This is a genomic window from Streptomyces murinus (assembly GCF_002154555.1).
GTDB lineage: Bacteria > Actinomycetota > Actinomycetes > Streptomycetales > Streptomycetaceae > Streptomyces > Streptomyces murinus.
This window is the reverse complement of the sequence record NZ_MUNF01000072.1, coordinates 19,907-44,174: the sequence shown is the minus strand read 5'-3', so window position 1 is coordinate 44,174 and position 24,268 is coordinate 19,907. Positions and strand designations below refer to the sequence as shown.

Below are 24,268 nucleotides of genomic sequence, written 5' to 3'. Positions count from 1 at the left end.
GGCGCGCCCGGGCCGTGATCCCGGCGTGCGTGTCGTTCCACGGGCCGGGGAGCCGCCGGCCCGCTCCGCCGTCGCCGGAGCGGGGACGACATGGCCGCCGACCGTATGCCGCCTCCGTCAGGTACCGGCCGGGCGGGTCGCGTTCGGGCAGGAGCGCCGAGCACGGAATGCGGGCGTCCGCCGGGCGCGGTGTTCATTGCGGAACCTCCGGTCGGCGCCGTGCGGCCCCCGGGGACGTGTCCGGCGTTCTTCGTCCCGGGCCACGCCGCCGATCCGGAGCCGGTCGCGGTGACCACCCCCGGCGCCGCCCACCCGGTCCGGACCGGTTCGCCCGCCCAGGCCGGGGGTCTGCGGGCCGGTTTGACCGGATACTCGCCGTGGACGGAAACCTCGTTCCGGACGCCCGGGTCGCGGTCGCGGCCGCCCGCTCCCGACGGCCCGGATCCACCATCGTGCTCACCGTCGGGCGCGGCAGCGGGCGCCTCCGCCTGTCCGTCCGGCTGGCCACCGGTCTCCCGCGCGCTGCTCCCCGCTGACAGCGCGGATTTTCGCGTCGGTGGCCCAGGTGGCGCATGCGGAACCGGCGTACGCCTTCAGGCCGCGTACCTCGCGCGGGCGGTCACACCGGGCTGGAGGGGTGGGCCGCCGTGGGTGAGCGGGGTGGCCAGGCGCGGGGGGAGAGGAGGCCGAGGACGTAGGCGCGGGCGACCATCGCCGGGCGCGTCGGCGCTTCGAGGAGGACGCGGAGCCGGCTGAGGTGGTAGTCCAGGGTCTGCCGGGACAGCCGCAGTTCCTCGGCGATGTCCGCGTTGCTGCGGCCCGCCGCGAGCAGGGCGACGATGCGTATCTGGGCGGCGGTCAGGGTGGGCTGGGTCTGCTGGCGTCGGCCCAAGTGCGTGACGACGGCCCAGACGCCGGTGACGCCCGGCGCCGGCGCGCCGACGGTGGTCAACCGGATGCGGGCCCGGCGCTGCCATCCCTCCCCGTCGACGAGTACCGCCGAGGCGCGGGCGCTTCTGCGCCGGCCGGCGATCAGGTCGTCCCAGAGTCGTAGCAGGGCGCAGCGTTCGGGTGTGTCGGCGAGAAGGGAGGCGGCCCGCACTCCGGTCAGATCGGAGAGGCGGACGCGCAGGATCTCGGCCGTGGCGGTGCCGGCCTCGCTCACCCTTCCGTCCGGGGCGAGGCGGACGCAGGCCAGTCCGCTGTGGTCGCGCAGTGCGCGTAAGTCGGCCTCGGCCCGGTGCCGTTGGTCCATCGCCCGGACGTAGTCGGTGACGTCGACGTAGATACCCGCGACGCAGCGTTCGGCGCCCCAGCGGACGGGAAACCGGTAGCCCGCCGCGTGGGCGGGAGTTCCGTCCGGGCGGCGGTAGGTGAGGGCGTGCCGTATGGACTTGCCGTCGGTCAGGACCTGTTGGTCCATGGCGAGGAAGCGGCCGGCGTTGGCGGGTTCGTCCAGGTCGGACAGATGGCGGCCGATCACCGCGTCGCGTGTCGTCCCGTACAGGTGGGCGTAGGCGTGGTTGGCCCACACATGGCGGCCGGCGCCGTCGCGCATGAACGCGGCGGCCGGGGTGAGTTCGGCGAGGGCTCCGAAGGGGTTCCGGCCGGGCGGGCCGGCCGCTTCGTCCGAAGGTGCGTTGCGTTCCGTCTCGTCCACGGGCCCACTCCTTGAATACCGCACGACATGACGTTGGGTGACGTCTCGTGCGTAAGCCGTAGCACCCCGGGAACACGGGAGAACCGGGCGCTCTCAGGCTCTGCACCAGCTGGGTGCTAGCGCATCACAACACCTTCACATGACATCAACCGCCCGGCGGGATAGGGCATTTGCCTGAATGGTTCGCGTGGTGCGGCCGCCGGGGGGTGAGTTGGGACTGGTTCGCTTGAAGGGGGAGAACCGGCGGGCGTGAGTGCTCCCGACGTCAAGTGCCCCGACATCGAAGGAGATGGGTCTACGTGAGCCAGGTGCTGTACGTGCATGCCAAGGGCGGGCCCCCGGTGGGTCATGCTCTGACGCGGGTGGCCGGGCGGGCCACGGTGCACCTGCTGGCGCTGAGCGGGCTGCCCGTGGGGGTGGCCGAGGACGCGGCGCGGCTGTGCGCCTCGGTGGTGACGCCTCCCCGGGCGGAGCACGCGGACCTCGTCGAGCTGATCACCACCCGCGCCCGCGAGGTGGGGGCGGACGCCGTCCTCACCTTCTCGGAGTACGCGGTGGTCGCGGTGGCCGAGGCGTGCCGACGGCTCGGCCTGAGGGGCGCCGGGGCGGCCGCCGCTCTCGCCCGCGACAAGCGGCTGATGCGGGCCACGTGGGACCGTCACGGTGTTCCGCAGCCCCGCTTCCGCCCTGTCGCGGGGCTCGCCGAGCTGGAGCGGGCGACCAGCGAATTGTCATGCCCCTTATTACTCAAGGCCGCGTGGAGCGCGGGGTCGACCGCGCACCAGATCATCGACGGGCCGGAACAGGCGCGGCACGCCTGGCACCGTTCGCGTCAGGTCATGGCCGAGTCGGCACACCTCGGCTTCGCCGAGATGCATGTGCGGGGCGCGTCGGAGGACTTCATCGTCGAGGAGATCGTCACCGGGCGGGCCGAGGAGTGGTTCGACGGGCCCGGCTGGGGTGACTACGTGAGCGTCGAGGGCGTCGTCGTCGACGGCGATTTCCGGCCGGTCTGTCTGAGCGGGCGCATGCCGACGGTGTGGCCGTTCACCAAGCGCGCCGGGATCACTCCGGCCGCCGTCGGCAGCGGGGCCCAGCGCGGGATCGTGGCGCTGGCCCGGCGGGCCGTGGACGCGCTGGGGCTGGAGAACTGCGGCACCCACACGGAGATCAAGCTGGGCGCGGACGGCCGTATGTGGGTCATCGAGACGGCCGCCCGGTTCGGGGGCGCGATGACCGTGCCGCAGATCGAGGACGTCTTCGGCCTCGACCTGGTCGGCATGTTCACCGATCAGCTGCTCGGCCGCTCGCCCGGCTGGCCCGCGCGGACGCTGACGCCCGCGGACGCCGAGGGCGCGACGGGCTCGCTGGTGGTGCTCGCGGTCGACGGCGACGGCACGCCGTGGCCGCGGCGGCATCTGTGGGACTCCTCGACGGTGGTCCGCAAGGCGCCGATCGGGGCCGGCAGCACGCTGTCCGTGGTCCGCGAGAGTTCCCTCCCCGACGGCTCGCCGGTCCCCGTCTACGACCCCGCGGGCGGCGCCAACACCATGGCGGGGCTGTGTCTGCTGTCGGCCGACCGGCCGCAGTCCGTCGTACGCGACTTCACCGCCCTGGTGGCCGCGCTGCCGGACCTCCTGCCGGTGGACGCCGCCGAGGAGGCACGCGCATGACGTTCGCACCGGACGAGGCCCGCGCCGCCGATGCGGCGGGCGACCGTACCGTGGTCGGCGTCAATCTGTCGCTGCCGCTGTTCCGCACGCTGTCCGGCGTGCTCGCCGGACACCCGTACCTGAAGGTCGTGGTGGACCGGGCCGAGGACACCTGGCATCTGCTCGACACCCGGGTACACCCCTTCCACGTCGACTACATCGCCACGCGCGTCCTCGGCATGACACCGCGGCAACTCGACGCGGAGCTGGACGCGTTCAACGCCCAGGTGTACATGGCGCCCGACCGCCGCTTCCTGCTGGGAATCCTCTCGTTGCACAGCGACGAGGATGCCGACGGCGCCGAACGGCCCTTCCTCGTCCTGGAGACGACGGAGGCGGACACCATGCACGGTGCCCTGCTCCAGGAGTTCTACGACTACGTCCGCCATCGCGTGGACGGGCGCCTCCCGTTGCTGCTGAAGCCGGCGAACCACGGCCAGGAGCATGAGCTGGCCCTGGTCGGCGACACCCGTATCCCGCGCATCCTGAGCCAGGAGCTGTTCGGCAGCCGCACCCGGACCTGCCTCAACCCGGGCGTGGCGGAGGGACGTCTGCGGTATTTCCGCAGTCCGCAGGAGTACCGCGCAGGGGCCGCGGACCTCGGCTGGGCGGACATCGTCGCCATGGCGGGCCTGCCCGACGACGTGCCCCGGGTGGCCGGTTTCATCAACACCCGCCCCACCACACCGCTTTCGCACACCAACGTGCTGGCCTCGGGCTGGGGTATCCCGAACGCGATCGTCCGCGACCTGGACGTCCTGGTGGAGCGGCACGGCCTGGACGACGCCTGGGTCCGCTACCGGGTGCGGGAGGACGCCGTCACCCTCGAACCGCTGTCCTGCGCCCCGGCGTTGGAGCGGCCGGTCTGGGACACCCAGCGCATCCATATCGGCGCGCCGCTCACCGGGGACGCGCCGATCATGGAACTGCACCGGCTGCGGCTCGCCGACCGCGACAGCTACGGCACCAAGGCCGCCCACCTCGGCGAACTGCACCATGTGCTGGACAGCCGCACCGCGGACCTGACCGCCTTCTACGCCCGCCCGCGCCCGCCGCGGCCGGATCTGCTCGCTCATCTCGGCACCCGGCTCGGTGAGCCCGAAGCACCCCTGGAACGGCTCCGGTTCACGGCCGCCGAACGCGTGGCCCGAACGGTCCGGGCGCCGCGGGGCGTGGCGCTGCCGTTCCATCTGCACCATCTCTATCTGACCTCGTCGCCGGCGCTCCAACAGGGTATCGGCAAGCTGAAGTTGGCGCTCGAACTCGACGCGCTCGACCTGATCGACCCGCTCTCGCTGGATCTCCAGCACCTGATGCGGAGCACGCCGATGCCCGAGGAGGTGGCGCGAGCCATCACCGGAGCCGTGCCGCGGCTGCTGGCCGACGGTCGCCGTCTGGTGGTGCGTTCCTCCTCCAACGCCGAGGATCTGCCGGGGTTCTCGGCAGCGGGCATCTACGACTCGGTGACGACGGTACGCGGCGCGGAGCAGCTGATGGACGCCGTCATCCATGTGTGGGCGTCGCTGCTGTCGCCGCGGAGCGTGCGGATGCGGCACCAGGTCGGCATCTCGCTGGACGACACCTACATGGGGGTGATCGTCCAGGAGTACACGCCGGCCGACCTCGGGGGCGTGCTGGTCACCTGCAACCCGACGCGCCGGGAGGACTTCCGGAACGTGTACCTCAACTGCACGGCCGGTTCGCCCGAGCGCGTGGTGGACGGCACGGTCCTGCCCCACCAGTACCTGTACAACACGGTCGAGGGCGGTGGCCGTACGGTCGCCGTCGGATCCTCGGGCACCGACCTGCCGGCGGACACGAGGCAGGCGCTGGCCGAACTTGCCCTGGCGGGGCGCCTGTTGCAGTCCCACTTCAGCACGGACGACCCGGACGACGCCCTGGACATCGAGTGGCTGATGACCGGCGAGGGGGCGTTCCAGCTGGTCCAGGTCCGCCCGTACGCCCGATGAGGCGCCATGGGCCCGCGCCGTGGCGCCGCGCTCCGCACGAGGACCTGACCCCGGCGGCCCGCCGGGTGATCCGTCTCAACAACGGGTTCCAGCTGCTGTTCAATCTGCTGTGGTGGATGCCCGTCTTCTACGCCTACCAGCGTGACGCGGGCCTGTCCGACGGCCAGATCTTCGGCATCCAGAGCGTCTACTACATCGCCTTCTGCCTCTTCGAGATCCCGACCGGACTCGTCGCCGACCGCATCGGCGCGCGCAACTGCCTGTGGGCGGGCGCGGTGGTCATGACGGCGGCGAACCTGATGCCGGTGTTCTCCCCCTCCTACCCGGGCTTCCTCCTCCACTTCCTGGCCATCGCCGCGGGGCGCTCCCTGACCTCGGGCGCGGCCAGCGCCTGCCTCTACGACGGGCTGCGCGCGGAAGGGGCGGACGCGCACTACCTCCGCGCGGAGGGTACGGCGCGGGCCCTGGGGCTCGCGGCGAAGGTGGTCTGCTGGCCGCTCGTCGGACCGCTGATGGTGCTGGCGCCGCAGGCTCCGTACGTACTGAGCGCGGCGAGCGCGGCGGGCTCGCTCGGCTGCGCCCTCGCCCTGCCACGGCTCGCTCCGCGCGAGGCGAGCGGGGCGAGCCGCGCCTCCGGGCGGCGCGAGGCGGCGCTGCTGCGCGACACCGGCGCCGCGCTGCGGGCCCTTCGGGCCTCGCCGTGGCTCGCCCTGCTCATGGTGCAGGGCGTGGCCGTCTTCACGCTGTCGCGGATCTGCCAGGTCAACCTCTTCCAGCCGGTGCTGCTGCACCATGGCATCGGCGAGGGCAGCACCGGCAGTGTGCTCGCGGCGATGACGGTCGCCGAGGCGGTCGCCGCCGCGCGGCCCCAGTGGCTGGGCTCCCGGCTGTCGCCCACGGCCTGGGTGTCCCTGCTGAGTGTCGCGCTCGCGGCCACGCTGGCGGGCACCACCGTCGGCGGCCCGTGGACGGTGGCCGCTCTGCTCTGCGTGTTCGCCGCGATCACCGGCTTCTGCTACCCGGTGCAGCGCAAGCTCATCAACGACGCGATCCCGAAGGACGCTCCGCGTGCCACCCTGCTGTCGGTGGAGAGCATCGTGGACCGCGGGGTGTGCGCCCTGGCCGCGGTGGCCGCGGGCGCCTGTCTGGCGGCGGGCCGGCTCGACGCCCTGCTCTGGCAGTCGGCCGCCGTCACCTGCGCCCTGATCCCGGCCCTCCATCTGGCGCTGCGCCGCGCGAACCGGGCGGCACGGACGCGCGGGGCGGGTACGGCGACCGGCGCGGACGCGGGCTCCGGGCGGGCGCGGACACTCCCGGCCGACGAACCCGTCGCGCTGCCCGTCGACGAGGGGGCCGCCCCGAGGGCCTGAACCGGGGCTCGGGGCGGGCCGGGAGCGCACCGGGTACCGGCCGGGCGGCCCGCCCCGTCCACCGTGCGAGCGATGCCCGCGCCTTCGCGGGAATTCGCGCGGCGTACACATGCGGAACAGGCTGTGCGTCGCCTGTGAAGGAGGCGTGGGGTTGTTGTCGCTTGTGACCCACGTGTATGGCGCAAGCGGTCGTTGCTGGGGTTTTCTCTGCATGTCACTGCCAACCCCCCACGTGATGAAGGGAATTGAAAGACCGTAGAGCCTCGCTCTGCATTGGCATGCCCCTGCCATTCCGGGGTGTGTCCTTCATGTGGCTCACACCGGCCGGCCCCACACCGACCGGGAAATCCCCCCACGGAAAGAGAAGCCTGCATGACCCACGGCAACATACGTCACCAGCGCACGACCCTCGCGGTGGCCACCGCCGTCGCCGCCGCGGCCGCCCTGCTGAGCACCTCGCTCACCGCCTCGGCCGCCGCCCGGCCCACCGCCGACTCCGCCCGCCCGGCCGGTGCGCCCGTCGCCCTGTCGGCCGCCGCCCACACCGGTCTCATCCGGAACGCGCAGGCCGAGCTCGCCGGGACCGCCAGGGCCCTCGGCCTGGGCAGCCAGGAGAAGCTGGTCGTCAAGGACGTCGTCAAGGACGGCAACGGCACCGTCCACACCCGGTACGAGCGCACCTACGCCGGCCTCCCGGTGCTCGGCGGCGACCTGATCGTGCACACCTCGAAGTCCGGCAGGACGCAGGGCGTGACCAGAGCGTCGAAGGCCACGCTGAAGCTCGCCTCGCTCACCCCGCGGATCGCCGCGGCCACCGCGCGGAAGCAGGCCCTGAGCCTGGCGCAGAAGGGCCGGTCGGCGAAGCCCGCCGTCGACCGGGCTCCGCGCAAGGTCGTCTGGGCGGCGAGCGGGAAGCCCGTCCTCGCCTACGAGACCGTGATCGGCGGCTTCCAGGACGACGGCACGCCGAACCAGCTGCACGTCATCACCGACGCGGCCACCGGCAAGAAGCTCTTCCAGTACCAGGGCATCGAGACCGGCGTCGGCAACACCCAGTACAGCGGCAAGGTCGACCTGACGACGGCGCAGTCGGGCTCGTCGTACACCCTCACCGACGACTCCCGCGGCGGCCACAAGACGTACAACCTGGACCACCAGCAGGACGGCACCGGCACGTTGTACTCCCAGGACAACGACACCTGGGGCGACGGAACCACGTCGAACGCCGCGACCGCCGCGGCCGACGCCGCCTATGGCGCGCAGGAGACGTGGGACTTCTACAAGAGCACGTTCGGGCGCAGCGGCATCAAGAACGACGGTGTGGGCGCCTACTCCCGTGTCCACTACGGCGACTCGTACGTGAACGCGTTCTGGGACGACAGCTGCTTCTGCATGACGTACGGCGACGGCTCCGGGAACAACGACCCGCTGACCGCGCTGGACGTCGCCGGCCACGAGATGAGCCACGGTGTCACCTCCAACACCGCGGGCCTCGAGTACTCGGGCGAGTCGGGCGGTCTGAACGAGGCCACCTCCGACATCTTCGGCACCGGCGTGGAGTTCTACGCCAACAACAGCTCGGACCCCGGTGACTACCTCATCGGCGAGAAGATCGACATCAACGGCGACGGCACCCCGCTGCGCTACATGGACAAGCCCAGCAAGGACGGCGGTTCCGCCGACTACTGGTCCTCGTCCGTCGGCGACGAGGACGTCCACTACTCGTCCGGTGTCGCCAACCACTTCTTCTACCTGCTGTCCGAGGGCAGCGGCGCGAAGACCGTCAACGGGGTCGACTACGACTCGCCGACCAAGGACGGCTCGACCGTCACCGGTATCGGCCGGGACAAGGCGCTCCAGATCTGGTACAAGGCGCTGACGACGTACTTCACGTCGACCACCGACTACGCCGACGCCCGCAAGGGCACGCTGTCCGCGGCGACCGACCTGTACGGCGCCGACAGCGCCGAGTACAAGGCGGTCGAGGCGGCCTGGACCGGGGTCGACGTGCACTGAGCCGTCCCGCTCCCGCTCGACCGACGGTGGCACCCGGGCCTGTGACCCGGGTGCCACCCGCGTTTGCGCCGACCCGGCTCCGTCGGCCGCCGACCGTCGGCTGACGAACAGTGAACGGCCCGGGGCGGGACCGGTGCGGAGTCGCATCGCCGGCTTCGGCGGGAAACTCGGCGGTCTCCGGCCTCGCGCACCGTACGCCGGCGTCACGGGTACGCCGGCGTCACGGGTCGGCCACGCCCCGGCCGCGTCCGGCGCGACGGGTTCGGTCACGGGTGCGGCAGGTGCCGGAATCGGCCAAGTGCCGTGGTGGCGCCGGTCCTTCACCGGGGCCGGGTGTTCACGGTGGGGGCCGATCTCGCGGCGCCTGCGACGGGTCGGCCATCGCCGCGGCCGGTTCGTCCTCGCCCGGCGGCATCCCATCACAGGACTCTTGCCGGTGGCCCCCGCGCGGCTCGGCGGCATGGGGTTTCGGTCGCGGGGCGCGGCGGGATCGTCGCGCGCCTCAACCCCGCCCAGCATTCCGGCAGCGCGCTCACGGAGACGCGGCGCAGGCCGGTCACGGAGTGCCCAGCGCGCTCACGGAGTGCCGCGCAGGCCGGTCAGCAGGATCTCCAGGGCCAGGTCGGTCGCCTCCCCGACCGGTGTGTCGTCCAGCAGATCACCGACGGCGAGCACGGCCAGGCCATGGACGGTGGAGAAGGCGACCTGGGCGAGGCGCACCGCGTCGCCGGAACGGACGGCGCCGGTCCGCTGGGCCTCGGCGATCACCTCGGCCGCGATCTCCAGGCTGCGGTGCCCGAGCACCCGGATCTCGGCGTCCGGCTCCACCTCGTGCTTGGCGGTGAACATCAGCTCCAGCAGCGCGGGCCGCTCGGTCGCGAACCGGACGTAGGCGCGCCCCAGTGCGGCCAGCCGGCCTTCGACGGGGCCGGGGCCTCCCGCAGCCGCCTCCATACGCCGGTTCAGGTCGGTGAAACCGTCGGTCACGAGCGCGTCCAGCACAGCCTGCCGGTCGCGGAAATGCCGGGTCGGGGCGGCATGGCTCACACCGAGGTCCCTGGCCAGCCCGCGCAGGGACAGCCCGACGGCGCCGCTCTCGGCCAACACTTCCTCCGCCCGCTCCAGCAGAGCGGCCCGCAGGTTGCCGTGGTGGTAGGAGCCCTCGGCCATGCTTCTCTCCCGATGTTGTCAGTTGACTACAATGATGTCACGTGCCTACATTGGCATGGCCGGCCCACCCCGAACGACCGACCGACCGAAGCGGAGCCGCCTCCCATGCCCACCATGTCCTATCAGGGGACCACCGCCGTGATCACCGGCGCCAGCTCCGGCCTGGGCGAGGAGTTCGCCCGGCAGTGGGCCGAACGCGGCGCCGACGTCGTACTCGTCGCCCGCCGCCTCGACCGGTTGGAGAGCCTCGCCGCCGAGCTGGAGAGGCGGCACTCCGTCTCCGCCACGCCGATCGCCATGGACCTCGCCGAGCCGGGCGCCGGCGTCGCGCTGCGGGAGGAACTCGCCGCGCGTGGCAGGTCTGTCCAGACCTTGATCAACAACGCCGGATTCGGCAGCCACGGCGCCTTCGCGGAGCAGGACCCGGAGCAGATCGCGCGCATGATCCGGCTCAACGTAGGGGCGGTTACCGAGCTGACCCGGGCCTTCCTGCCGCAGCTGGCCGCCGACGGCCGCGGCGCCCTTGTCAACGTCGCCAGTACGGCCGCCTACCAGCCCACTCCGGCCATGGCCGTGTACGGCGCCACCAAGGCATTCGTCCTCAGCCTGACCGAGGCACTGGCCCACGAGAGCCGCGGCAGCGCGCTGCGCGTGCTGGCGGTGTCCCCGGGACCGGTCGCCACCGAGTTCTTCGATGTCGTCGGCAGCAGGAAGGCGATCGTCGGCCGGATGGCCACGGCCGCCGACGTGGTGGCGGCGACCCGCAGCGCCCTGGAGGGCCGCCGCACCCCGTCCAGCGTCATCGCCGGGCTCGGCAACCGCATATCGGCCACGGCGGCCCGGCTCGCCCCGCGCCGCATCGCCCTGGCCGCGGCCGGCCGGGCCCTGGGGGCCTGACCGAACGGGGACGATGCGGACGACGGCTTTCGGCCTGGTTCGTGCGACGCCGTTCGTGCGGCGCCGTTCGTGCGGCACTGGCCGTGGGATCGTCGGAACGCAAAGGACTCAACAGCTCGTACAAGGAGGGGGCGAGGGGGCCGGCCCCGTGCGGGGGCCGCCTCGGCGACGGCGAGGAGACGTCCGTCCACGAACCGTCCCCTCCACGTGCATCTCGCCTCACGTGGCACCGTATCGAAGGGCCGCGGCGATGAACCGGCCCACTGACGACGCAGGAGCAGACCATGCCGAGCACGCTGGTGAACAGGTTCCGTCCGGTGGCCGTCGCGGCGATCGCCGCCGTCCGCCGACCCCTGGAGGTGGCGGATCCCTTCGCCGACGTCCAGGCCGCAACCCGGCGGCACCGGCGCGCCCACCACTGCGGAGCGTTCGCCTACGGGGAGGGTTCACTGCCCGCCGCGATCGTGGCGGCGGTCGGCGCCAGGCGGATCGTGGAGGTCGGTACGGCCTTGGGCTACACGGCTCTCGCGATGGCCCACGCGGCGCCGGGCGCGCGGGTGGAGACGATCGAAATGGACCCCGGCCACGTCCGTCTGGCCCGGGAACAGATCAGCGCGCACCGGATGAACGATCGCATCGACGTCCTGCCGGGCACCGCCGAGGCAGTCCTGAAGACACTGGAGGGCGGCTCCTACGACGTGGCGTTCTTCGACGGGTTCACCCCAACCGGCGAGGTCGTCCGCGAACTCCACCGCCTGCTGCGGATCGGCGGGACGCTGATCGCCGGCAACCTCATCCTGGGCCCGGACCGGGCGGTCACCTCCCATCTCGGCGACACGTCCCGCTGGCGGACCCACTCCTTCGGCGAGACGGCGCTGTGCGTCAGACTCGCCTGAGCCGACCCACCAGTGACACGCCGTCCGCCTGCGGGCCCGCAGCCTGAGCGGTGGCAACGGTGGGGCGGGGGCCCTCCGGTCGGCCGCGGCGGACTGTGGAGTCTGAGGCCCCCGTCACCTTCTGCGGGACCAGCCGCTGCCGATCCCCGCGACGTGCAGGGCCAGCGCGGCCAGCCCCAGGAGCATGATGTTGACGGACGAGAACGTGTGATTGGTGCTGATCTCGGCCGCGTTGACGAGGAACGACACGAAGAACAGCACAGCCGCGACGATGCCGAGCATGACAAGCCCCTCTCGGTAGGAAGTGAAACCCGTATGCCCGGCCGACGCGGTCTCAGGCGTGGGCTTGAGCGTGGGACTGGGCGCTGGCGTGGCGGGAGCCTGTCGCCCGGTGCGGGGCGGCGTGATGTGCGGGCCGGCCCGTCGCGGGGACGGCGAGCCGCCTCAGGGACAGGCCCGCGGTGACGAGGAGAGCGGTGAAGACGGCCAGCAGGAGAACGGACACCCACATCTCCCGGCTCCCGGGCGCCTGCCGGCCGGACCACACGGCGGACCCCGCCCACAGCAGGACACCCGCGGCGTAGAAGGAACGGACGCGGCGCAACTGCCGTACGGCCCGCAGGAATTCGATACGTTCGGTCTTCGGTGCCATACCGAGCCGGGTACCCCCGATGTGTGACGGGCATCAGGGTCGATCAGCCCCCGCACACCGACGACGACCACGAGCGGCTCCGTCGCCGAAACGGTCCGGCCGCGTGCCATCCGGGCGACACACCGGCATCAGCCCGCCCTCTTGGTGGTAGGTCTGACCGGTGTCCGGGCGCGAGCGAGACCTCCCGGTCACTCAGGCCACGATCAGGAGTGAGCATGCCCCCAAGCCTGGCGTCCCGGCCCGCGAGCGGTTTCCGGCGCCCTGCGCTGCGGGAACGCTGGCGCAGGGCGCTGAACGATCACACGGTGCCCGCCCAGCGCTCACTCATGGCTGCCTGGCTCGGCTTCGGCTGCACCTTCGGCGCGGCACGGCTGATCACTCACGGCATCCGGGGCGGCTGGCTGCCCTGGGGAAACATCTCCGCCGGCCGGACACATCTGCACCACTACAACTTCGGCATCGCCACGCTCGCGGGCATCGGACTGGTGGCGGTCCGCGGCGACGACGCCTATGTCGGCCACCCCGGGATCGGTGCCCTCTACGGTGCCGGTTCGGCGTTGATCGCCGACGAGTTCGCCCTGCTCCTCGACCTCAAGGACGTGTACTGGGCCAGGCAGGGACGCATCAGCGTGGACGTCTCCCTGGGCATCCTCAGCGCGTTGGGTCTCTATCTGACCGCGGTCCCGTTCTGGCACGAGGTCACCAAGGTCACCCGCGACCATCTCCAGGGGCGGCCGGCCGACGCGGCGTGAGCGCCGTGAACCGGCACCGGTGAGGCCGGTCCAACCGGCTCAGCCGGTCCACGTCTCCGGCTCGTACCGGCCGCCCGGTCTATCCGGTCGGTTCGGTGATGACGCCCCGGCCGGAAGGCGAATGGAGCTGCTCACGGGCCGGGCCACCGCAATGCGCGCACACCACCGCCGCCTCGAAGCGGTGCCCGCACGCGTGCTGGAAGCGCATCGGCGGGTCCTCGGCGTTCAGATGCCGATCACCCCACGCCATCAAGGTCAGCAGCACATCGTTGAGTTCCGCACCCGCCTCGGTCAGGTGGTACTCGTAACGCGGAGGATGCGCGCTGTACAACTCACGGCGCACGATGCCGGTGGCCTCCAGCTTGCGCAGCCGGGTGGTCAGAATGTCCCGCGGCGCACCCGTGTTCGCCGCGATCCCCCCGAAGCGCCGTACACCATGGCTGAGCTCGCGCACGATGAGCAGGGCCCACCGCTCCCCCACCAGACTCAAGGTGTCCGTTATAGAGCATTCCCGAGGCGACATGACTGCGAGAATAACCCGGAGCCGGACCGACGAAGACGCGCGGGGGACGGCGGAGCGCGTCCGGGCCGGATCGGGTCTTCCCTCCCGGTCGGGGGGTCGGGGAGGGTGAGGCATGCGAGCGGATGACTGGCATCTCACCCAGGACATCGACGGCTTCCTCGACCGGACCGGTACGTTCCTGCATGCGCGACCGGTACGGCACATCGTCACCCTGTCCGCGTTCCAGAAACTACGGGAGCGGGAAGCGGACACGGGCGGCGCGCAAACCCCCGTGACCGGAACGCGAGTCCCCGTCTTCGGGTGGGCGGAGCGGGCCGGTGAGATCGGCGGGACCTTCTACCACCTGCCCTCGGGCGGCATCGGGCTCACCCCGCTCTCCCCCGCGCGGGCGGACGCTCTCGCCGCCCGGCTGGCCGGCCTCGGCTATTCGTTGCCCTATGTCAGCGCGGACCGCGACACCGCGGCCGCGTTCGCGAAGGCGTGGCAGCGGTATACCGGGGTGGGGGCGGCGGTGCGGGTGCGGCTGTGTCTGTACCGGCTCGGGGAGCTGACACCGCCGCGGCCGGTTGCGGCGGGGCGCGGGCGGTCTGTCGGCGAGCACAGCGGCGACCGTGACCAACTGATGGAGTGGTGCCGGGAGTTCGCGGCCGATGTCGAAGAGGACGTGACCATCGACGCGGGCACCTGGGCGGGCACGCGCTTCGCCCGTAAGCGGTACACGTTCTGGGAGTCGCCCGACGGCGTGCCGGTTTCCATGGCGGGGGTGAACCCGATGCTCGCCGGGGCTGCCCAGGTGGACCCCGTCTACACCCCGGCGCGGTTCCGGGGGCGCGGGTACGCGGGCGCGGTGACGGTGGAGGTCAGCCGGGCGGCACTGGCCACGGGCGCCGAGAGCGTCGTCCTGTTCACGAACGCGGCCAACGCGACGAGCAACGCCCTCTATCAGCGCCTCGGATACGTCCGGGTGACCGACTGGGCGGTGTACGACTTCGCAACCTATGAGTTCACTCGGCTCGGCTCCGACGATCGGTGATCCCGGACTCGGGAGCGTTCGACGCCGGCCGCTCGGCCGGGCCGGCGCGTGTGGTGTCCCCGGACGATCGCGCCCGGGGACACCCGGGTCAGCGCCTGGCTCCGCAGGAGGGGCAGAAGGCGGCGTCGTGCGGGAGACTCTGATGGCACGCGGAGCAGCTCACGGGCTGGGCCAGATGGTGGCCGCAGCCGTGGCAGAAGGCGCCACCCCGGGTCTCGGTACGGCAGTTGGGACAGACCAGCTGGCGGGGAGTGGTGACGTCGTACCCCGTCCCCTGCTGCTGGCCGACGTCGTACGCGCGCTGGGCGACCATGTCGTTCAGGCCACGCTGCTGGGCCGCCTGCGCCTCGGCCGCGGTGTCCGGCGAACAGGTCAGGCACAGTCCCTGCCCCTGGTTCCAGCAGCGGGCGCAGACGTAGGAGGTGCAGCGCGGGCAGCGGTTGAAATGCCCCTGGGCACGTTCGATGGCACGGGTGAAGGCGGCGTCCCGCTGGCTGCCGAAGTTCGCTCCCGCCAGCCCGTCGGCGGCGTTGGTCACGCTCTGGCCGGTGCTGCCGCCGATGACCGACCAGGCGGCGTTCACACCCCGGGACAGCCAGCCCGCCATCTGTCCGGCCCGGAACGGCTCGAACGGGGAACGCCAGGTGTCCCAGCAGCGCGAGCACGAGAACTCGAACTGGAAACCCGCGCCGGTGCCCTGCTGGACGCACAGGTCGCGGTGGTTGTTGCTGAAATATATCTCGGTGCCCATGACGGCCGTCTCCCCCACAAGTCGATCCCGGCGAGGAGTGTATAGCCGTCGGCCGAAAGCGATCCCCGCGAGGGGCGGGCCGCGGTCTGCCTCGAGGACATCGGGCGGGCGGCAGAGGTCCGGCCCGGCGGACGCCGAGGACCGCGCCGGCGCTGCTCGGGGCGCCGCTCGCGACCGCGCACGGCTGAATCGTGACCGGGCGACGGGCGCGGCCACTAATCTCTCGAACAGCCTTTCCACTCGATCGGAAGCGAGTCGCACATGGCCTCTTCAAGACCCCTCAACACCGCCACCGCATGGCTGGTGCGCCTGTTATCCGCGCTCACCCTGGTCGCGGGCGGAGTCGTCTTCTTCTCCGGTACCGCCGAGGCCGCCAGCATATGCGGCAATGTCTCGGTGCCGCCGGGCTACGTGATCACCTCGGAGTCGCTCACCGCGAGTTGTACCGGCGGCTACCTGACCGAGACCATCCAGCCGCCGTCCAACGGTCTCGCCGTCTGTCTGAACGGCCCGGTCCCGAGCGGCTACGCGGTCACCTCGATCTACACCACCAACAACTGCGGCCCGTACCAGACCGGCCGGATCAACACGGTCACCAACGGCATGCGGATCTGCGGCAACTCCAATGATTCGCTGCCGAGCGGCTACGTGATCACCAGTGAGGGACCGGACAGCACGTGCTCGCAGTGGTACGGCGAGACGGTCAACGTCGCGAGCAACGGCATCGCGGTCTGCGGCAACTCGCCGATTCCGGCCAACTACGTGATCACCTCCAGCTACCAGAACGCGGCCTGCGGCATCTATCTCGGCGCCCGGCTCAACACCGCCTCCGACGGCATGACGTTCTGCGGCAACTCGCCGATCCCGACCAACTACGTGATCACCGCGAACTTCCAGATCAGCAGCTGCGGCCAGTACCTGGGCGGCCGTCTGAACGTGGCCTACAACGGCATCATCGCCTGCGCCGACTCCCCCACTCCGCCCGGCTACTGGGTCTCCGCCAACGGCATCCAGTCCTCCGCGTGCAGTCCCTACCAGGCGGAGCGCCTGAACAACAGCTGATCCCCGGCACCCATTTCCGATCCGGTCCGCCGTCGACCAGAGCGGCGGACCGGATTTCAGGGGGCGATGACGTCACCGGCGCGGCGAGCGATGTCGTGGGGCGGGCGGAACCGGGGGCGCCGGGTGTGCTGCCGGGTGCCGGCCGGGACAGCGCTGTCCGCCGGAGCCACACTGGTGGCATGCATCTGCACATCGAAGCTCACACCCTGCCCGGCCGGAACTGCGGTCCCGGCCCCGGCTTCCCGGGGATCAGCGGGATCGAGGTCGCGGTCCAGCGCAAGGACCGGCCCGCCGAGCTGCTCGATCCGCAGCCCGGCGACGCGCCGACGGCGACCTGGACGCTCCCCTGTACGTTCACCGCCGACGGCGAGTTGCGCGGTCCGTACGTGCAGAACCGGCTCGGCGGGCGCTTCGTCTACCTCTCCTGGCTCGGCAGGCGGCCCGGCGAGGAGGTCTCGCGGATGTTCCGGCGCGCCAAGCTGATGCTCGACGAGGTCGCGCCGCGGGTGCTCGACGAGGCGCGGCTGAGCGGCGTGCTGGTGGCCCGGCTCGCTCTCACCGACGCCCAGGGCGGTCCGCTGTGCGGGCGGGTGCGGCTCCCGGCGGTCGTCTGGAGCGCCGGCGAGCCGTCGGACGCCTTCCCCGGACGCGCCGGTCGTCGCCCCTGACGCGCGCCTCGCCGTCGGCCACCGGCGAGCGCGACCACCCGTACCGGCCGATCCGCGATCAGCGGCCCCGGTCCTGGCCCTGAGTCGGATCCGGCAGCGGAGCGGTGGACGGTCCGGACCCTCGTCGTCGCCTCGGCCGTGCCCCTCCGCCGGGGCCCCACCGGGCCGGGGCCGAACGCCAGGCGAACGTCAAGCTGCCGTCATGGAGACGCCGACCGGGGGCGCCGAGGATGTGATGCAACGGCAGGGGCGAGAACAGGGGCCGGCCCGGCACCCGTCGCCTCCTGCCGGCAGAAGGGACAGCTCCGATGCAGTTCCGCACAAAGCTCGCCGTGGTGGCGACGGCCGGCCTGCTGGCCTCCGGGCTCGCGTTCGCCGGCGAGGCGCAGGCCGCCACCGGGTCGCCCTCCGCGAACGTGTCGCCGAAGTGCTCCAACTCCTACGGTGCCCTGCGGGCCTATTACCTCAGCGGCTACTCCGGGCCCTGCGAGGAGTTCTGGGCGACCTGGCACGACACCTCCGGCATCACCTTCAGCAACGGTGTCACGGTCACCGGCGGTCAGGTCTGGAGCGCGGAGAACGACAGCTGGCGCAACGCCAACATGTACTCCGGCGCCTGGGGCCAGGGGAACCTGCACATCCAGTACGCCGGGACCTCAAGCAACAACCTCAAGGGCCTGGGGCTCCTCAACTCGCTGAGCTGGACGCCCGACTGGAACTGACACCGGCGTCCTGAATCGGACGCACCGGACGCACAGACCGGTCGGCCTCCGTGACCGCGAGCCGGTCGGCGTCCGGTGTCGCGGACCGGTCGGCGCGGCGTGCCACGCGAGTGGCCGCCGTGCCGGCCTGCCAGGCCCCCGCCGCCTCCCTGCCGTATCCGCATCACGATGGAGCCGAGGTCCCGCCCGTGATCCCGAAGCCGCACCGCCTTGGCCGCGTCACCGGACCGCTCCTGCTCGCGGCCGTACTGACGGGCGCCGCGACCGCCTGCGACGGCCCGCCGACGGCTCGGCCCCACCCCGGCGCCGGGCACCCCACGGTCAGCGCCGCCGACATGCCCCTGCCCGCCCGGGTCCCGGTGACGTCGGTCGGCGCGTCCCCGACCGCCTGGCAACTGCCCATGGACGCCTACCAGTACACACCGGCCCAGTCCGCCCGGGTCCAGGGCGCCGTCTACGCGCTGGCCAACTCCTGTATGCGCGACCTGGGTTACTCCACCGATCTGCCCACGCGGCTGCACCCGGGCCCCGACCACAACGCCTTCCGCTACGGACCGGTGACGGACGCCCAGGCGGCCCAGGGTTACCGCTGGATGCTGCGCAAGGCCGCCCCCGACGGCGCCGGCGCCCTGAACCCGACCGGCGAGGAGTACGGCGCGCTGCTCGGCAAGTCCCGCCAGGGGCGCAACGGGCGTCCCGTACCGGCGGGCGGCTGCCTCGGCTCGGCCCGCGGCGCCCTGGACAGCCGGGGAGGCCGCGTCGACCTCCCCGACGTGATCCGCGCCATCGCCGATGACAGCTACGCGCTGTCCCAGCGCACCGCCCAGGTCCAGACGGTCTTCCGCGCGTGGTCGGCCTGTATGCGGCAGGCCGGGTACCGCTATCCGGACCCGACCGCGCCCGCCCGCGACAAGGCGCTCGTCGGTACGGCGCCCAGCGGGACCGGCCCGGTCCCCGCGGCGGGCCCCCGCGAGGTGGCGGTGGCCCGCGCGGACGTCGCCTGCAAACGCCAGGTCGGGCTCTTGTCGGTCTGGTACTCCGTCGAACGGACCATGCAGTCCGAGGCGGCCGCCCGTCATGCCGCCGAACTCGCTCCCGTCCCGGCCGCCATCGCCCGGACCGTACGCAACGCCACCGCCGTCCTGACCGCCGGTGGCCACCCCGGCTGAACCGGGCCCGCACGCCGAACAGGGGACCCGCGCACCACGCTTCCCCTCCGCCTGAGCGGCCGCGAGCCCGGTGCAGACTTGCCCTCCCCCAGGACAAGCGGCAGTTGAACCCGTACCGGCTGTTGACCGAGAATGGTTCGACTGACTTGTGCCGTTTCGACGGCTAACCGTTTCCAGGGGGGGAAATGGGCGGTAGTGCCTTTGGGGAGCTTCTGCGCGATTGCAGGCTCTCGGCCAGCTGGACACAGGACGAGTTAGCCGACCGGTCAGGGGTGTCGTCCCACTCGATCAGCGTGCTGGAGGCGGGGCGGCGACAGCCGCGGCTCTCCTCGGTGAGCCGGCTCGCCGAGGCCCTCGCTCTCGATCCGCGCCGCCGTGAGCAGTTGCTCGCGGCGGCGCGCACCGTATCCGCCCCGCCCCGCCCGGCCGTCGCCCGTACGGCAGCGCGGCCGCGCCCGGGTGCGCCCTGCCAACTCCCCTACGACACCCGGCTGTTCACCGGCCGGGCCCGGGAGCTCGACCAACTGCTGGCACTGGCCAGGTCGGCGCCTGCGGGCAGCGCCTGCGGGATGGTGGTGATCTCGGCGATCGACGGCATGGGCGGCGTGGGCAAGTCCGCGCTGGCCATCCGCGCCGGGCACCGGGCGCGCGGCCAGTTCCCCGACGGGCAGCTCTTCGTGGACCTGCACGGCCACACGGCCGGGATCTCGCCGGTCGCGCCCGCCGACGCCCTGGACTGGCTGCTGCGTTCGCTGGGCGTACCGCCGCAGCAGATACCCGAGGATCTGAGCACCCGCTCCGCCCTGTACCGGGAACGGCTCGCCGACACCCGCACCCTGATCGTCCTCGACAACGCCGCCAACAGCGCGCAGGTGCGCCCGCTCCTGCCCGGCACGCCCGGCTGTCTGGTCCTGATCACCAGCCGCAAGCGACTGACCGGCCTCGACGACGCACACAGTCTCGCCGTCGACGTGCTCCCGGCCGCGGACGCGGTCGCGCTGCTGCACGAGGGCGCGGGTCCCGGCCGTGTCCCCGCCGGTCATCCGGCGACCGACGAGCTCGTGCGGCTCTGCGGCCATCTGCCGCTGGCGATCCGCATCGCCGCCGCGCGGCTGCGCCACCACCGCGGCCTGGACCCGGCGGACCTGGTGGACAGGCTCCGCGACGAGCATCAGCGCCTGGCTCATCTGACCGACGAGGACCGGAGCCTGACCGCCGTCTTCGCGAGCTCCTTCACCTCCCTGGCCCCCGACGAACAGGACCTGCTGCGGCTGCTGGGCCGATTCCCCGGCTACGACGTCGACACCTGTGCCGTCGCCGCCCTGGCCGGCATCGACCACCGCGTCGCGGAGCGGCTGCTGGAATCCCTGCTCCACCACAACCTGCTGCTCCAGCGCACCCCGGGGCGCTACCTCTTCCATGACCTCGTCGGTCTCTACGCCCGGTCGAAAGCCGGAGAAGAGACCGGGGAGACGGACCCGGACGCCCCGCTGCGCAGGCTGGCCGGGTACTACCAGGACACCGCCGCGCGGGCCAATGAGCACCTGGCACGCCGTACCCGCCCCGGCCGGCGCCCGGAGCCGGCGGCGCCGGCCGCCCTCCCCGTGCTGACCGACCGGCCGAAGGCGCTGGCCTGGATGCGCAGCGAGCACCGCAACCTGCTCGCGCTCCTCGGTCACCCCGCCCTCGTGCCCCTCCCCTCCTTCACCGTGTCGATCTCCGCCGACCTGGCTGCCTTCCTCCTGCTGGAGGGGCACTGGGGCCAGGCCGCCGCGCTGCACCGGTCCGCGGTGGCCGTCGCCGCGGCCGCCGGTGACCGCCGCGGCGAGGCGGACGCCCTGTGCGATCTGGGCCGGGCCCGGCACGCGACCGGCGACTACCGGGCCGCCGCGGAGTTGTACGAGGAGGCCCTGGCGATCCACCAGAAGCTGGGCGACGGGCACGGCGAGGCCAACGACCTGCACGAGCTCGGCCGTATCCGGCTGCTGACCGGAGAGATCCAGGAGGCGGCCTGGCTGCACGAACGGGCCGTGGCCGCCTTCCGGTCCCTCGGCGACCGGCTGGGCGAGGCGCGCGCGCTGTGTGATCTGGGCCGGGCCCGGCACTCCTCGGGCGACTCCCCCGCCGCGGTCGAGATGACCTTGCGGGTGCTCGCCCTCTACCGGACCATGGGAGACCGTCGCGGCGAGGCCGCCGCGCTGCACGATCTGGCCTATGTCCTGGACGACATGGGTGACCGGGAGGGCGCCGGGGACTTCTATCAGGAGGCGCTGTCGATCTACGAGGACCTCAACAGCGTGCAGGGCGTGGCCAACACCCTGCGCGGACTCGGCCGGGTCCGGCACGCCGTCGGTGACCACCGCGCCGCGGCCGAGCTGCACCAGCGCTCGCTGGACACCTGCCGGAAGGCGGGCAGCCGTCATGGAGAGGCCGATTCACTGCTCGGCCTGGGCCGGGCCCGCGACGCGCTGGGTGACAGCGGTGACGCCGTCGCGCTCTACCGGCAGGCGCTGGCGCTCTACCAGGAGATCGGCAGCCGGGTCGGCGAGACCGGCGCCCTGCTCGCTCTGGGCGCGCTGACCGAGCGGACGGCGGACCCGCGCTCGGCGTTGCTCCTCCATCAGCAGGCGCTGGCGCTGGCCCACGACACCCACAGCCCGCTGAACGAGGCGCGAGCCCTGGAAGGCGCCGCCCGTTGCGCGCTCGCTCTCGGTTACAGCGCCGCCGCCCTGGCCGGTCTGGAGGACGCCCTCGCCCTCTACCGCCGACTCGGCTCACCCGCCGCCGAGGACACCGCCGCCCGGCTCTCCGCCCTGCGGACCGCTCCCGCTCCGGCCACCGGGGGCCGGCCACCGCAGTGGTCCACCAGTACCCCGACACGCCCGGCACCGTGACCGTACGGCCCGCTGGCCTGCGGAACAACTCGCCCAACCGACCGCGCAGCGTGTCACGTCGCATCGCATCGCATCGACGAGCGGGGTGCCTCCGGACGGCGGTTTGCCCGGTCAGCGGTCGTGGAGGAGGGCGACCGCTTCGGCGAAGTCGGTGTGCGCGGGTTCGAAGGATCGTGCCGCGACGAGGAACATCGACCGGTCGATGAGGGCGCGGGCGAGACGCGCGGGGTCGTCGGGCAGTCGGCGGGCGAGCGTCACGCTCTCGTCGAAGTACGGCGTGAACCGCTCCTGGAACTGGTGGGGTCGGTCGCCTTCGCGGACGGCCACGCGGATGCGCATCCGGCGTCGGACGTCGGCCAGCTCGGGCAGCCGGTCGGCCGCACGCAGTCGCGTCGCCTCCGCTTCGAGGTCCGGCAGCATGCCGAGAAAGCCGTCCCGCACGTCGCGCGACCACCCGAGCGCCGTGCCGAACGGCGGCATCGGGGACTCGGGGCTCGCGGCGGGTTCGGCCGACCGCCCCGACAGGACGAAAAGCGTCCTCCACCACCCGAGGACGCAACTCCAGTTCTTCGGCTCGCCCGTGGTCGCGAGCTCCTCCAGGACGTCCAGGGCCTCTCGCCGAGCGGCGGCGGCGCTCACCCCGTCCCCGGCGGTCTCCCGCATCCGGGAGAAGTGGACCAACTCCCAGGCGAGTATCGCCAGAGCGGTGCGCTGTTGGGCGGTCTCGCGCCGGGTCTCCTCAAGGAGTGCGCGGAATACGGTCGACGCGGCGTCATGCAGCCCGGCGCCCTCCAGGTTCGCCGCCCACCGCACCATGGTCCAGAAGGAGTGCTCCGGGGTCCCGTTCCGGGCGGCCGCTTCGTCGAGCTTCGCGGCCTCCCCGAAGCGCCCCTCCTCGGCCAGGACGTTCGCCAGGGGCCCGGTTCGGCCTGCCGCGGCCAGCTCCGCGCAGATCGCGCGTCCTTCCGCCCTGCGACCGAGGGCGAACAAGGAAGCCTGATAGGCGTCCAAGGCCCGGCGCAACCGTTCCGCCCTGTCCGGCGCCCCGACCTCGATCCCGCGAGCGGCCCGGGAAGCCTCGGCGGCCAGCGCGACCGCCGCCTCCGGGTCCCGGGTCTCATGGCGCAGCGCGAGCAGGGCGTCGACCAGCTTCGGCACATACGCCTTCGGACTCACCTCGGCCAGCACCCGGTACGCGCCCAGCAGTTGGGCCCGGCTCGGCCGACCGGACCCCAGCAGCAGCACACGGGCCCGCAGCACCTCGTCGTGATCGATCGTCACCAAGTCCCCCTCCGCTGTCCCCGGATGACGTACGAAGGAGATTCTGAGCGGCGGGGAACGGACCGGACAAGCCTCGCCGACTGTGGGTTCCGGTGTACGGCCGCGGGGCCTCAGGCCGCCGGAGCCATGGGCTCGCCCAGCCGAGCGGCCGCGGTCTTCCAGGCGGCGGTGACGGCGAGGTGGGCCTGCGCGGTGGCCGCCGGTCCGTCTCCGTCGAGCAGCAGTGGCGGTCCGACGTGGAGGTGCAGGCGGGGGCGCCGCAGCGGTGCGGTCGCAAGGCCCGCGAGCTGCTTCATGGCCGAACCGGAGGTGACGCGGCGCGCACCGGCCTGGCCGACCGGGATCACGGGCGCGCCGGTGCGGTGCGCGAGCCGGGCGAGTCCGCGGCGGAAGGTGCCCGGCGCGGCTTCGGTGGCGTCCTTGCGGTCAGGCAGGCCGCCCTCGGCGTAGATGAGGATGTGCCGGCCCTGCTCCAGCGCCTTCTGGGCGAGGTCGATCGCCTGGGGCGCGCGGGGGTCGCCGCGGTGGACAGGTATGTGGCCTTCGCGGGCGAGGGCGCGGCCGAGCAGGGGCACCCGCCACAGGCCGGCGGTCGCCATGATGACGGGCCGGGCGCCCAGGCGGTGCAGTGCGGCCAGGACGATCGCCGGGTCCGCGAGTGAGGTGTGGTTGGCCGCGATGATCCCGGCCGGGGGGAGGTCGGCGTCGTCGTCGGCGGTGATCGTCAGCCGTCCGACGGCGGGGACCAGATGATCGGCGAGGCGGCTGAGCACAGGGTTCTCCGGTTCACTCGGAATGAACCTCATCGTCTCCGATGGAGCGGCAGTGCGCCTGAGTGTCCGTACTCATCTCGCGGTCGGCCGGTTCCCGCATGCCCGCGCTTCCGCCCGTACGCGGGCCCTGTGGGCGGAGAGGGCAGGATTCGAACCTGCGTGGGCCCCGAAGGGCCCGACCTCGAGACGGACTCGGCGGTCCCCGATCAACCACTCCGGGCACCTCTCCCTGCTCCCGGCCCCGGTTGTTCCCGGTGCCGTTCACAGGAAGAAGACTGACAGGAGCCCCTGACACGC

At 72.6% G+C, this 24,268-nt stretch carries 22 protein-coding genes and 1 pseudogene; 14 read left to right on the top strand and 9 right to left on the bottom strand.

The features are described 5' to 3' along the window. Positions 1-377 precede the first annotated feature (377 nt). Positions 378-536 carry a hypothetical protein gene (locus CCN72_RS38895; RefSeq protein ID WP_158101324.1) on the top strand — a complete coding sequence of 53 codons (159 nt, stop codon included), beginning with the start codon at positions 378-380 and terminating at the stop codon, positions 534-536. 83 nt (positions 537-619) lie between these two features. On the opposite strand, the gene CCN72_RS05860 is transcribed toward CCN72_RS38895, so the two are convergent. Continuing rightward, complete coding sequence (locus CCN72_RS05860; RefSeq protein WP_086806605.1) at positions 620-1,660, bottom strand: helix-turn-helix transcriptional regulator; 1,041 nt, start codon at positions 1,658-1,660, stop codon at positions 620-622. Positions 1,661-1,959: 299 nt separating this feature from the next. On the opposite strand from CCN72_RS05860, the gene CCN72_RS05855 reads away from it, so the two are divergent. The 4 genes from CCN72_RS05855 to CCN72_RS05840 all read left to right on the top strand — a co-directional run bounded on the left by CCN72_RS05855 (position 1,960) and on the right by CCN72_RS05840 (position 8,728). Then, positions 1,960-3,333 (top strand): ATP-grasp domain-containing protein, encoded by a 1,374-nt coding sequence (locus tag CCN72_RS05855; protein ID WP_086806604.1) that lies wholly within the window; start codon positions 1,960-1,962, stop codon positions 3,331-3,333. Continuing rightward, the gene (locus tag CCN72_RS05850; RefSeq protein WP_086806603.1) at positions 3,330-5,342 is read left to right on the top strand and encodes a PEP/pyruvate-binding domain-containing protein; all 2,013 of its coding nucleotides are present in this window, start codon (positions 3,330-3,332) and stop codon (positions 5,340-5,342) included. Before CCN72_RS05855 ends, CCN72_RS05850 begins: the two co-directional genes overlap by 4 nt. Then, complete coding sequence (locus CCN72_RS05845; protein WP_244174140.1) at positions 5,339-6,712, top strand: MFS transporter; 1,374 nt, start codon at positions 5,339-5,341, stop codon at positions 6,710-6,712. The genes CCN72_RS05850 and CCN72_RS05845 overlap by 4 nt, the downstream gene beginning before the upstream one ends. Positions 6,713-7,084: 372 nt before the next feature. After that, positions 7,085-8,728 carry a M4 family metallopeptidase gene (locus CCN72_RS05840; protein WP_086806602.1) on the top strand — a complete coding sequence of 548 codons (1,644 nt, stop codon included), beginning with the start codon at positions 7,085-7,087 and terminating at the stop codon, positions 8,726-8,728. 576 nt (positions 8,729-9,304) lie between these two features. Here the strand turns inward: CCN72_RS05840 and CCN72_RS05835 are convergent. Further along, on the bottom strand, positions 9,305-9,898 hold the full coding sequence (locus CCN72_RS05835; protein ID WP_086806601.1) for a TetR/AcrR family transcriptional regulator: 594 nt from the start codon (positions 9,896-9,898) through the stop codon (positions 9,305-9,307). 105 nt (positions 9,899-10,003) lie between these two features. On the opposite strand from CCN72_RS05835, the gene CCN72_RS05830 reads away from it, so the two are divergent. Together CCN72_RS05830 and CCN72_RS05825 are read left to right on the top strand one after the other, a co-directional pair. Continuing rightward, a complete protein-coding gene (locus CCN72_RS05830; protein WP_208637927.1) occupies positions 10,004-10,795 on the top strand; it encodes an SDR family NAD(P)-dependent oxidoreductase in 792 nt (263 codons plus the stop codon). 284 nt (positions 10,796-11,079) lie between these two features. Further along, positions 11,080-11,691, top strand: coding sequence for an O-methyltransferase (locus CCN72_RS05825; protein ID WP_086806600.1), 612 nt, complete (start codon positions 11,080-11,082; stop codon positions 11,689-11,691). Positions 11,692-11,805: 114 nt separating this feature from the next. Here CCN72_RS05825 and CCN72_RS39535 read toward each other — a convergent pair whose 3' ends face one another. Both CCN72_RS39535 and CCN72_RS05815 read right to left on the bottom strand, forming a co-directional pair. Continuing rightward, positions 11,806-11,973 (bottom strand): hypothetical protein, encoded by a 168-nt coding sequence (locus CCN72_RS39535; RefSeq protein WP_086806599.1) that lies wholly within the window; start codon positions 11,971-11,973, stop codon positions 11,806-11,808. Between the two features lie 52 nt (positions 11,974-12,025). Beyond that, entirely contained in the window at positions 12,026-12,343 is a 318-nt protein-coding gene (locus CCN72_RS05815) for a hypothetical protein (protein WP_086806598.1), read from the bottom strand. A 215-nt stretch (positions 12,344-12,558) separates the two neighbouring features. On the opposite strand from CCN72_RS05815, the gene CCN72_RS05810 reads away from it, so the two are divergent. After that, a complete protein-coding gene (locus CCN72_RS05810; protein WP_107430070.1) occupies positions 12,559-13,095 on the top strand; it encodes a hypothetical protein in 537 nt (178 codons plus the stop codon). A gap of 79 nt (positions 13,096-13,174) precedes the next feature. Here the strand turns inward: CCN72_RS05810 and CCN72_RS05805 are convergent, their stop codons facing one another. Further along, entirely contained in the window at positions 13,175-13,576 is a 402-nt protein-coding gene (locus tag CCN72_RS05805; RefSeq protein ID WP_244174141.1) for a winged helix-turn-helix transcriptional regulator, read from the bottom strand. A gap of 154 nt (positions 13,577-13,730) precedes the next feature. Between CCN72_RS05805 and CCN72_RS05800 the strand changes: the two genes are divergently transcribed. Further along, the gene (locus tag CCN72_RS05800; RefSeq protein ID WP_086806597.1) at positions 13,731-14,651 is read left to right on the top strand and encodes a GNAT family N-acetyltransferase; all 921 of its coding nucleotides are present in this window, start codon (positions 13,731-13,733) and stop codon (positions 14,649-14,651) included. An 88-nt stretch (positions 14,652-14,739) separates the two neighbouring features. On the opposite strand, the gene CCN72_RS05795 is transcribed toward CCN72_RS05800, so the two are convergent. Beyond that, the gene (locus tag CCN72_RS05795; RefSeq protein WP_086806596.1) at positions 14,740-15,402 is read right to left on the bottom strand and encodes a zinc ribbon domain-containing protein; all 663 of its coding nucleotides are present in this window, start codon (positions 15,400-15,402) and stop codon (positions 14,740-14,742) included. 261 nt (positions 15,403-15,663) lie between these two features. Between CCN72_RS05795 and CCN72_RS05790 the strand changes: the two genes are divergently transcribed. From CCN72_RS05790 to CCN72_RS05770, 5 genes are all read left to right on the top strand, one after another. Continuing rightward, positions 15,664-16,464, top strand: a complete 801-nt coding sequence (locus CCN72_RS05790; RefSeq protein WP_086806595.1) for a hypothetical protein — start codon at positions 15,664-15,666, stop codon at positions 16,462-16,464. A gap of 179 nt (positions 16,465-16,643) precedes the next feature. Then, entirely contained in the window at positions 16,644-17,132 is a 489-nt protein-coding gene (locus CCN72_RS05785; RefSeq protein ID WP_086806594.1) for a DUF5990 family protein, read from the top strand. A gap of 308 nt (positions 17,133-17,440) precedes the next feature. Then, entirely contained in the window at positions 17,441-17,854 is a 414-nt protein-coding gene (locus CCN72_RS05780; RefSeq protein ID WP_085568322.1) for a hypothetical protein, read from the top strand. A 188-nt stretch (positions 17,855-18,042) separates the two neighbouring features. After that, a complete protein-coding gene (locus CCN72_RS05775) occupies positions 18,043-19,023 on the top strand; it encodes a hypothetical protein (protein ID WP_143664050.1) in 981 nt (326 codons plus the stop codon). Positions 19,024-19,208: 185 nt separating this feature from the next. Then, entirely contained in the window at positions 19,209-21,917 is a 2,709-nt protein-coding gene (locus tag CCN72_RS05770) for an ATP-binding protein (protein ID WP_086806592.1), read from the top strand. A gap of 111 nt (positions 21,918-22,028) precedes the next feature. On the opposite strand, the gene CCN72_RS05765 is transcribed toward CCN72_RS05770, so the two are convergent. From CCN72_RS05765 to CCN72_RS38890, 3 genes and pseudogenes are all read right to left on the bottom strand, one after another. Next, a complete protein-coding gene (locus CCN72_RS05765) occupies positions 22,029-23,198 on the bottom strand; it encodes a hypothetical protein (RefSeq protein ID WP_143664049.1) in 1,170 nt (389 codons plus the stop codon). Positions 23,199-23,308: 110 nt separating this feature from the next. Further along, positions 23,309-24,004 (bottom strand): lysophospholipid acyltransferase family protein, encoded by a 696-nt coding sequence (locus CCN72_RS05760; RefSeq protein ID WP_244174139.1) that lies wholly within the window; start codon positions 24,002-24,004, stop codon positions 23,309-23,311. Between the two features lie 101 nt (positions 24,005-24,105). After that, positions 24,106-24,200, bottom strand: a pseudogene (locus CCN72_RS38890). Positions 24,201-24,268: the final 68 nt, after the last annotated feature.

Excerpts from the sequence above, each read along its gene's own strand:
- CCN72_RS05850 (WP_086806603.1), top strand. The coding sequence starts at position 3,330 with ATGACGTTCGCACCGGACGAGGCCCGCGCCGCCGATGCGGCGGGCGAC.
- CCN72_RS05845 (WP_244174140.1), top strand. The coding sequence starts at position 5,339 with ATGAGGCGCCATGGGCCCGCGCCGTGGCGCCGCGCTCCGCACGAGGAC.
- CCN72_RS05840 (WP_086806602.1), top strand. The coding sequence starts at position 7,085 with ATGACCCACGGCAACATACGTCACCAGCGCACGACCCTCGCGGTGGCC.
- CCN72_RS05835 (WP_086806601.1), bottom strand. The coding sequence starts at position 9,898 with ATGGCCGAGGGCTCCTACCACCACGGCAACCTGCGGGCCGCTCTGCTG.
- CCN72_RS05830 (WP_208637927.1), top strand. The coding sequence starts at position 10,004 with ATGCCCACCATGTCCTATCAGGGGACCACCGCCGTGATCACCGGCGCC.
- CCN72_RS05825 (WP_086806600.1), top strand. The coding sequence starts at position 11,080 with ATGCCGAGCACGCTGGTGAACAGGTTCCGTCCGGTGGCCGTCGCGGCG.
- CCN72_RS39535 (WP_086806599.1), bottom strand. The coding sequence starts at position 11,973 with ATGCTCGGCATCGTCGCGGCTGTGCTGTTCTTCGTGTCGTTCCTCGTC.
- CCN72_RS05815 (WP_086806598.1), bottom strand. The coding sequence starts at position 12,343 with ATGGCACCGAAGACCGAACGTATCGAATTCCTGCGGGCCGTACGGCAG.
- CCN72_RS05810 (WP_107430070.1), top strand. The coding sequence starts at position 12,559 with ATGCCCCCAAGCCTGGCGTCCCGGCCCGCGAGCGGTTTCCGGCGCCCT.
- CCN72_RS05800 (WP_086806597.1), top strand. The coding sequence starts at position 13,731 with ATGCGAGCGGATGACTGGCATCTCACCCAGGACATCGACGGCTTCCTC.
- CCN72_RS05795 (WP_086806596.1), bottom strand. The coding sequence starts at position 15,402 with ATGGGCACCGAGATATATTTCAGCAACAACCACCGCGACCTGTGCGTC.
- CCN72_RS05790 (WP_086806595.1), top strand. The coding sequence starts at position 15,664 with ATGGCCTCTTCAAGACCCCTCAACACCGCCACCGCATGGCTGGTGCGC.
- CCN72_RS05785 (WP_086806594.1), top strand. The coding sequence starts at position 16,644 with ATGCATCTGCACATCGAAGCTCACACCCTGCCCGGCCGGAACTGCGGT.
- CCN72_RS05780 (WP_085568322.1), top strand. The coding sequence starts at position 17,441 with ATGCAGTTCCGCACAAAGCTCGCCGTGGTGGCGACGGCCGGCCTGCTG.
- CCN72_RS05770 (WP_086806592.1), top strand. The coding sequence starts at position 19,209 with ATGGGCGGTAGTGCCTTTGGGGAGCTTCTGCGCGATTGCAGGCTCTCG.
- CCN72_RS05760 (WP_244174139.1), bottom strand. The coding sequence starts at position 24,004 with ATGAGGTTCATTCCGAGTGAACCGGAGAACCCTGTGCTCAGCCGCCTC.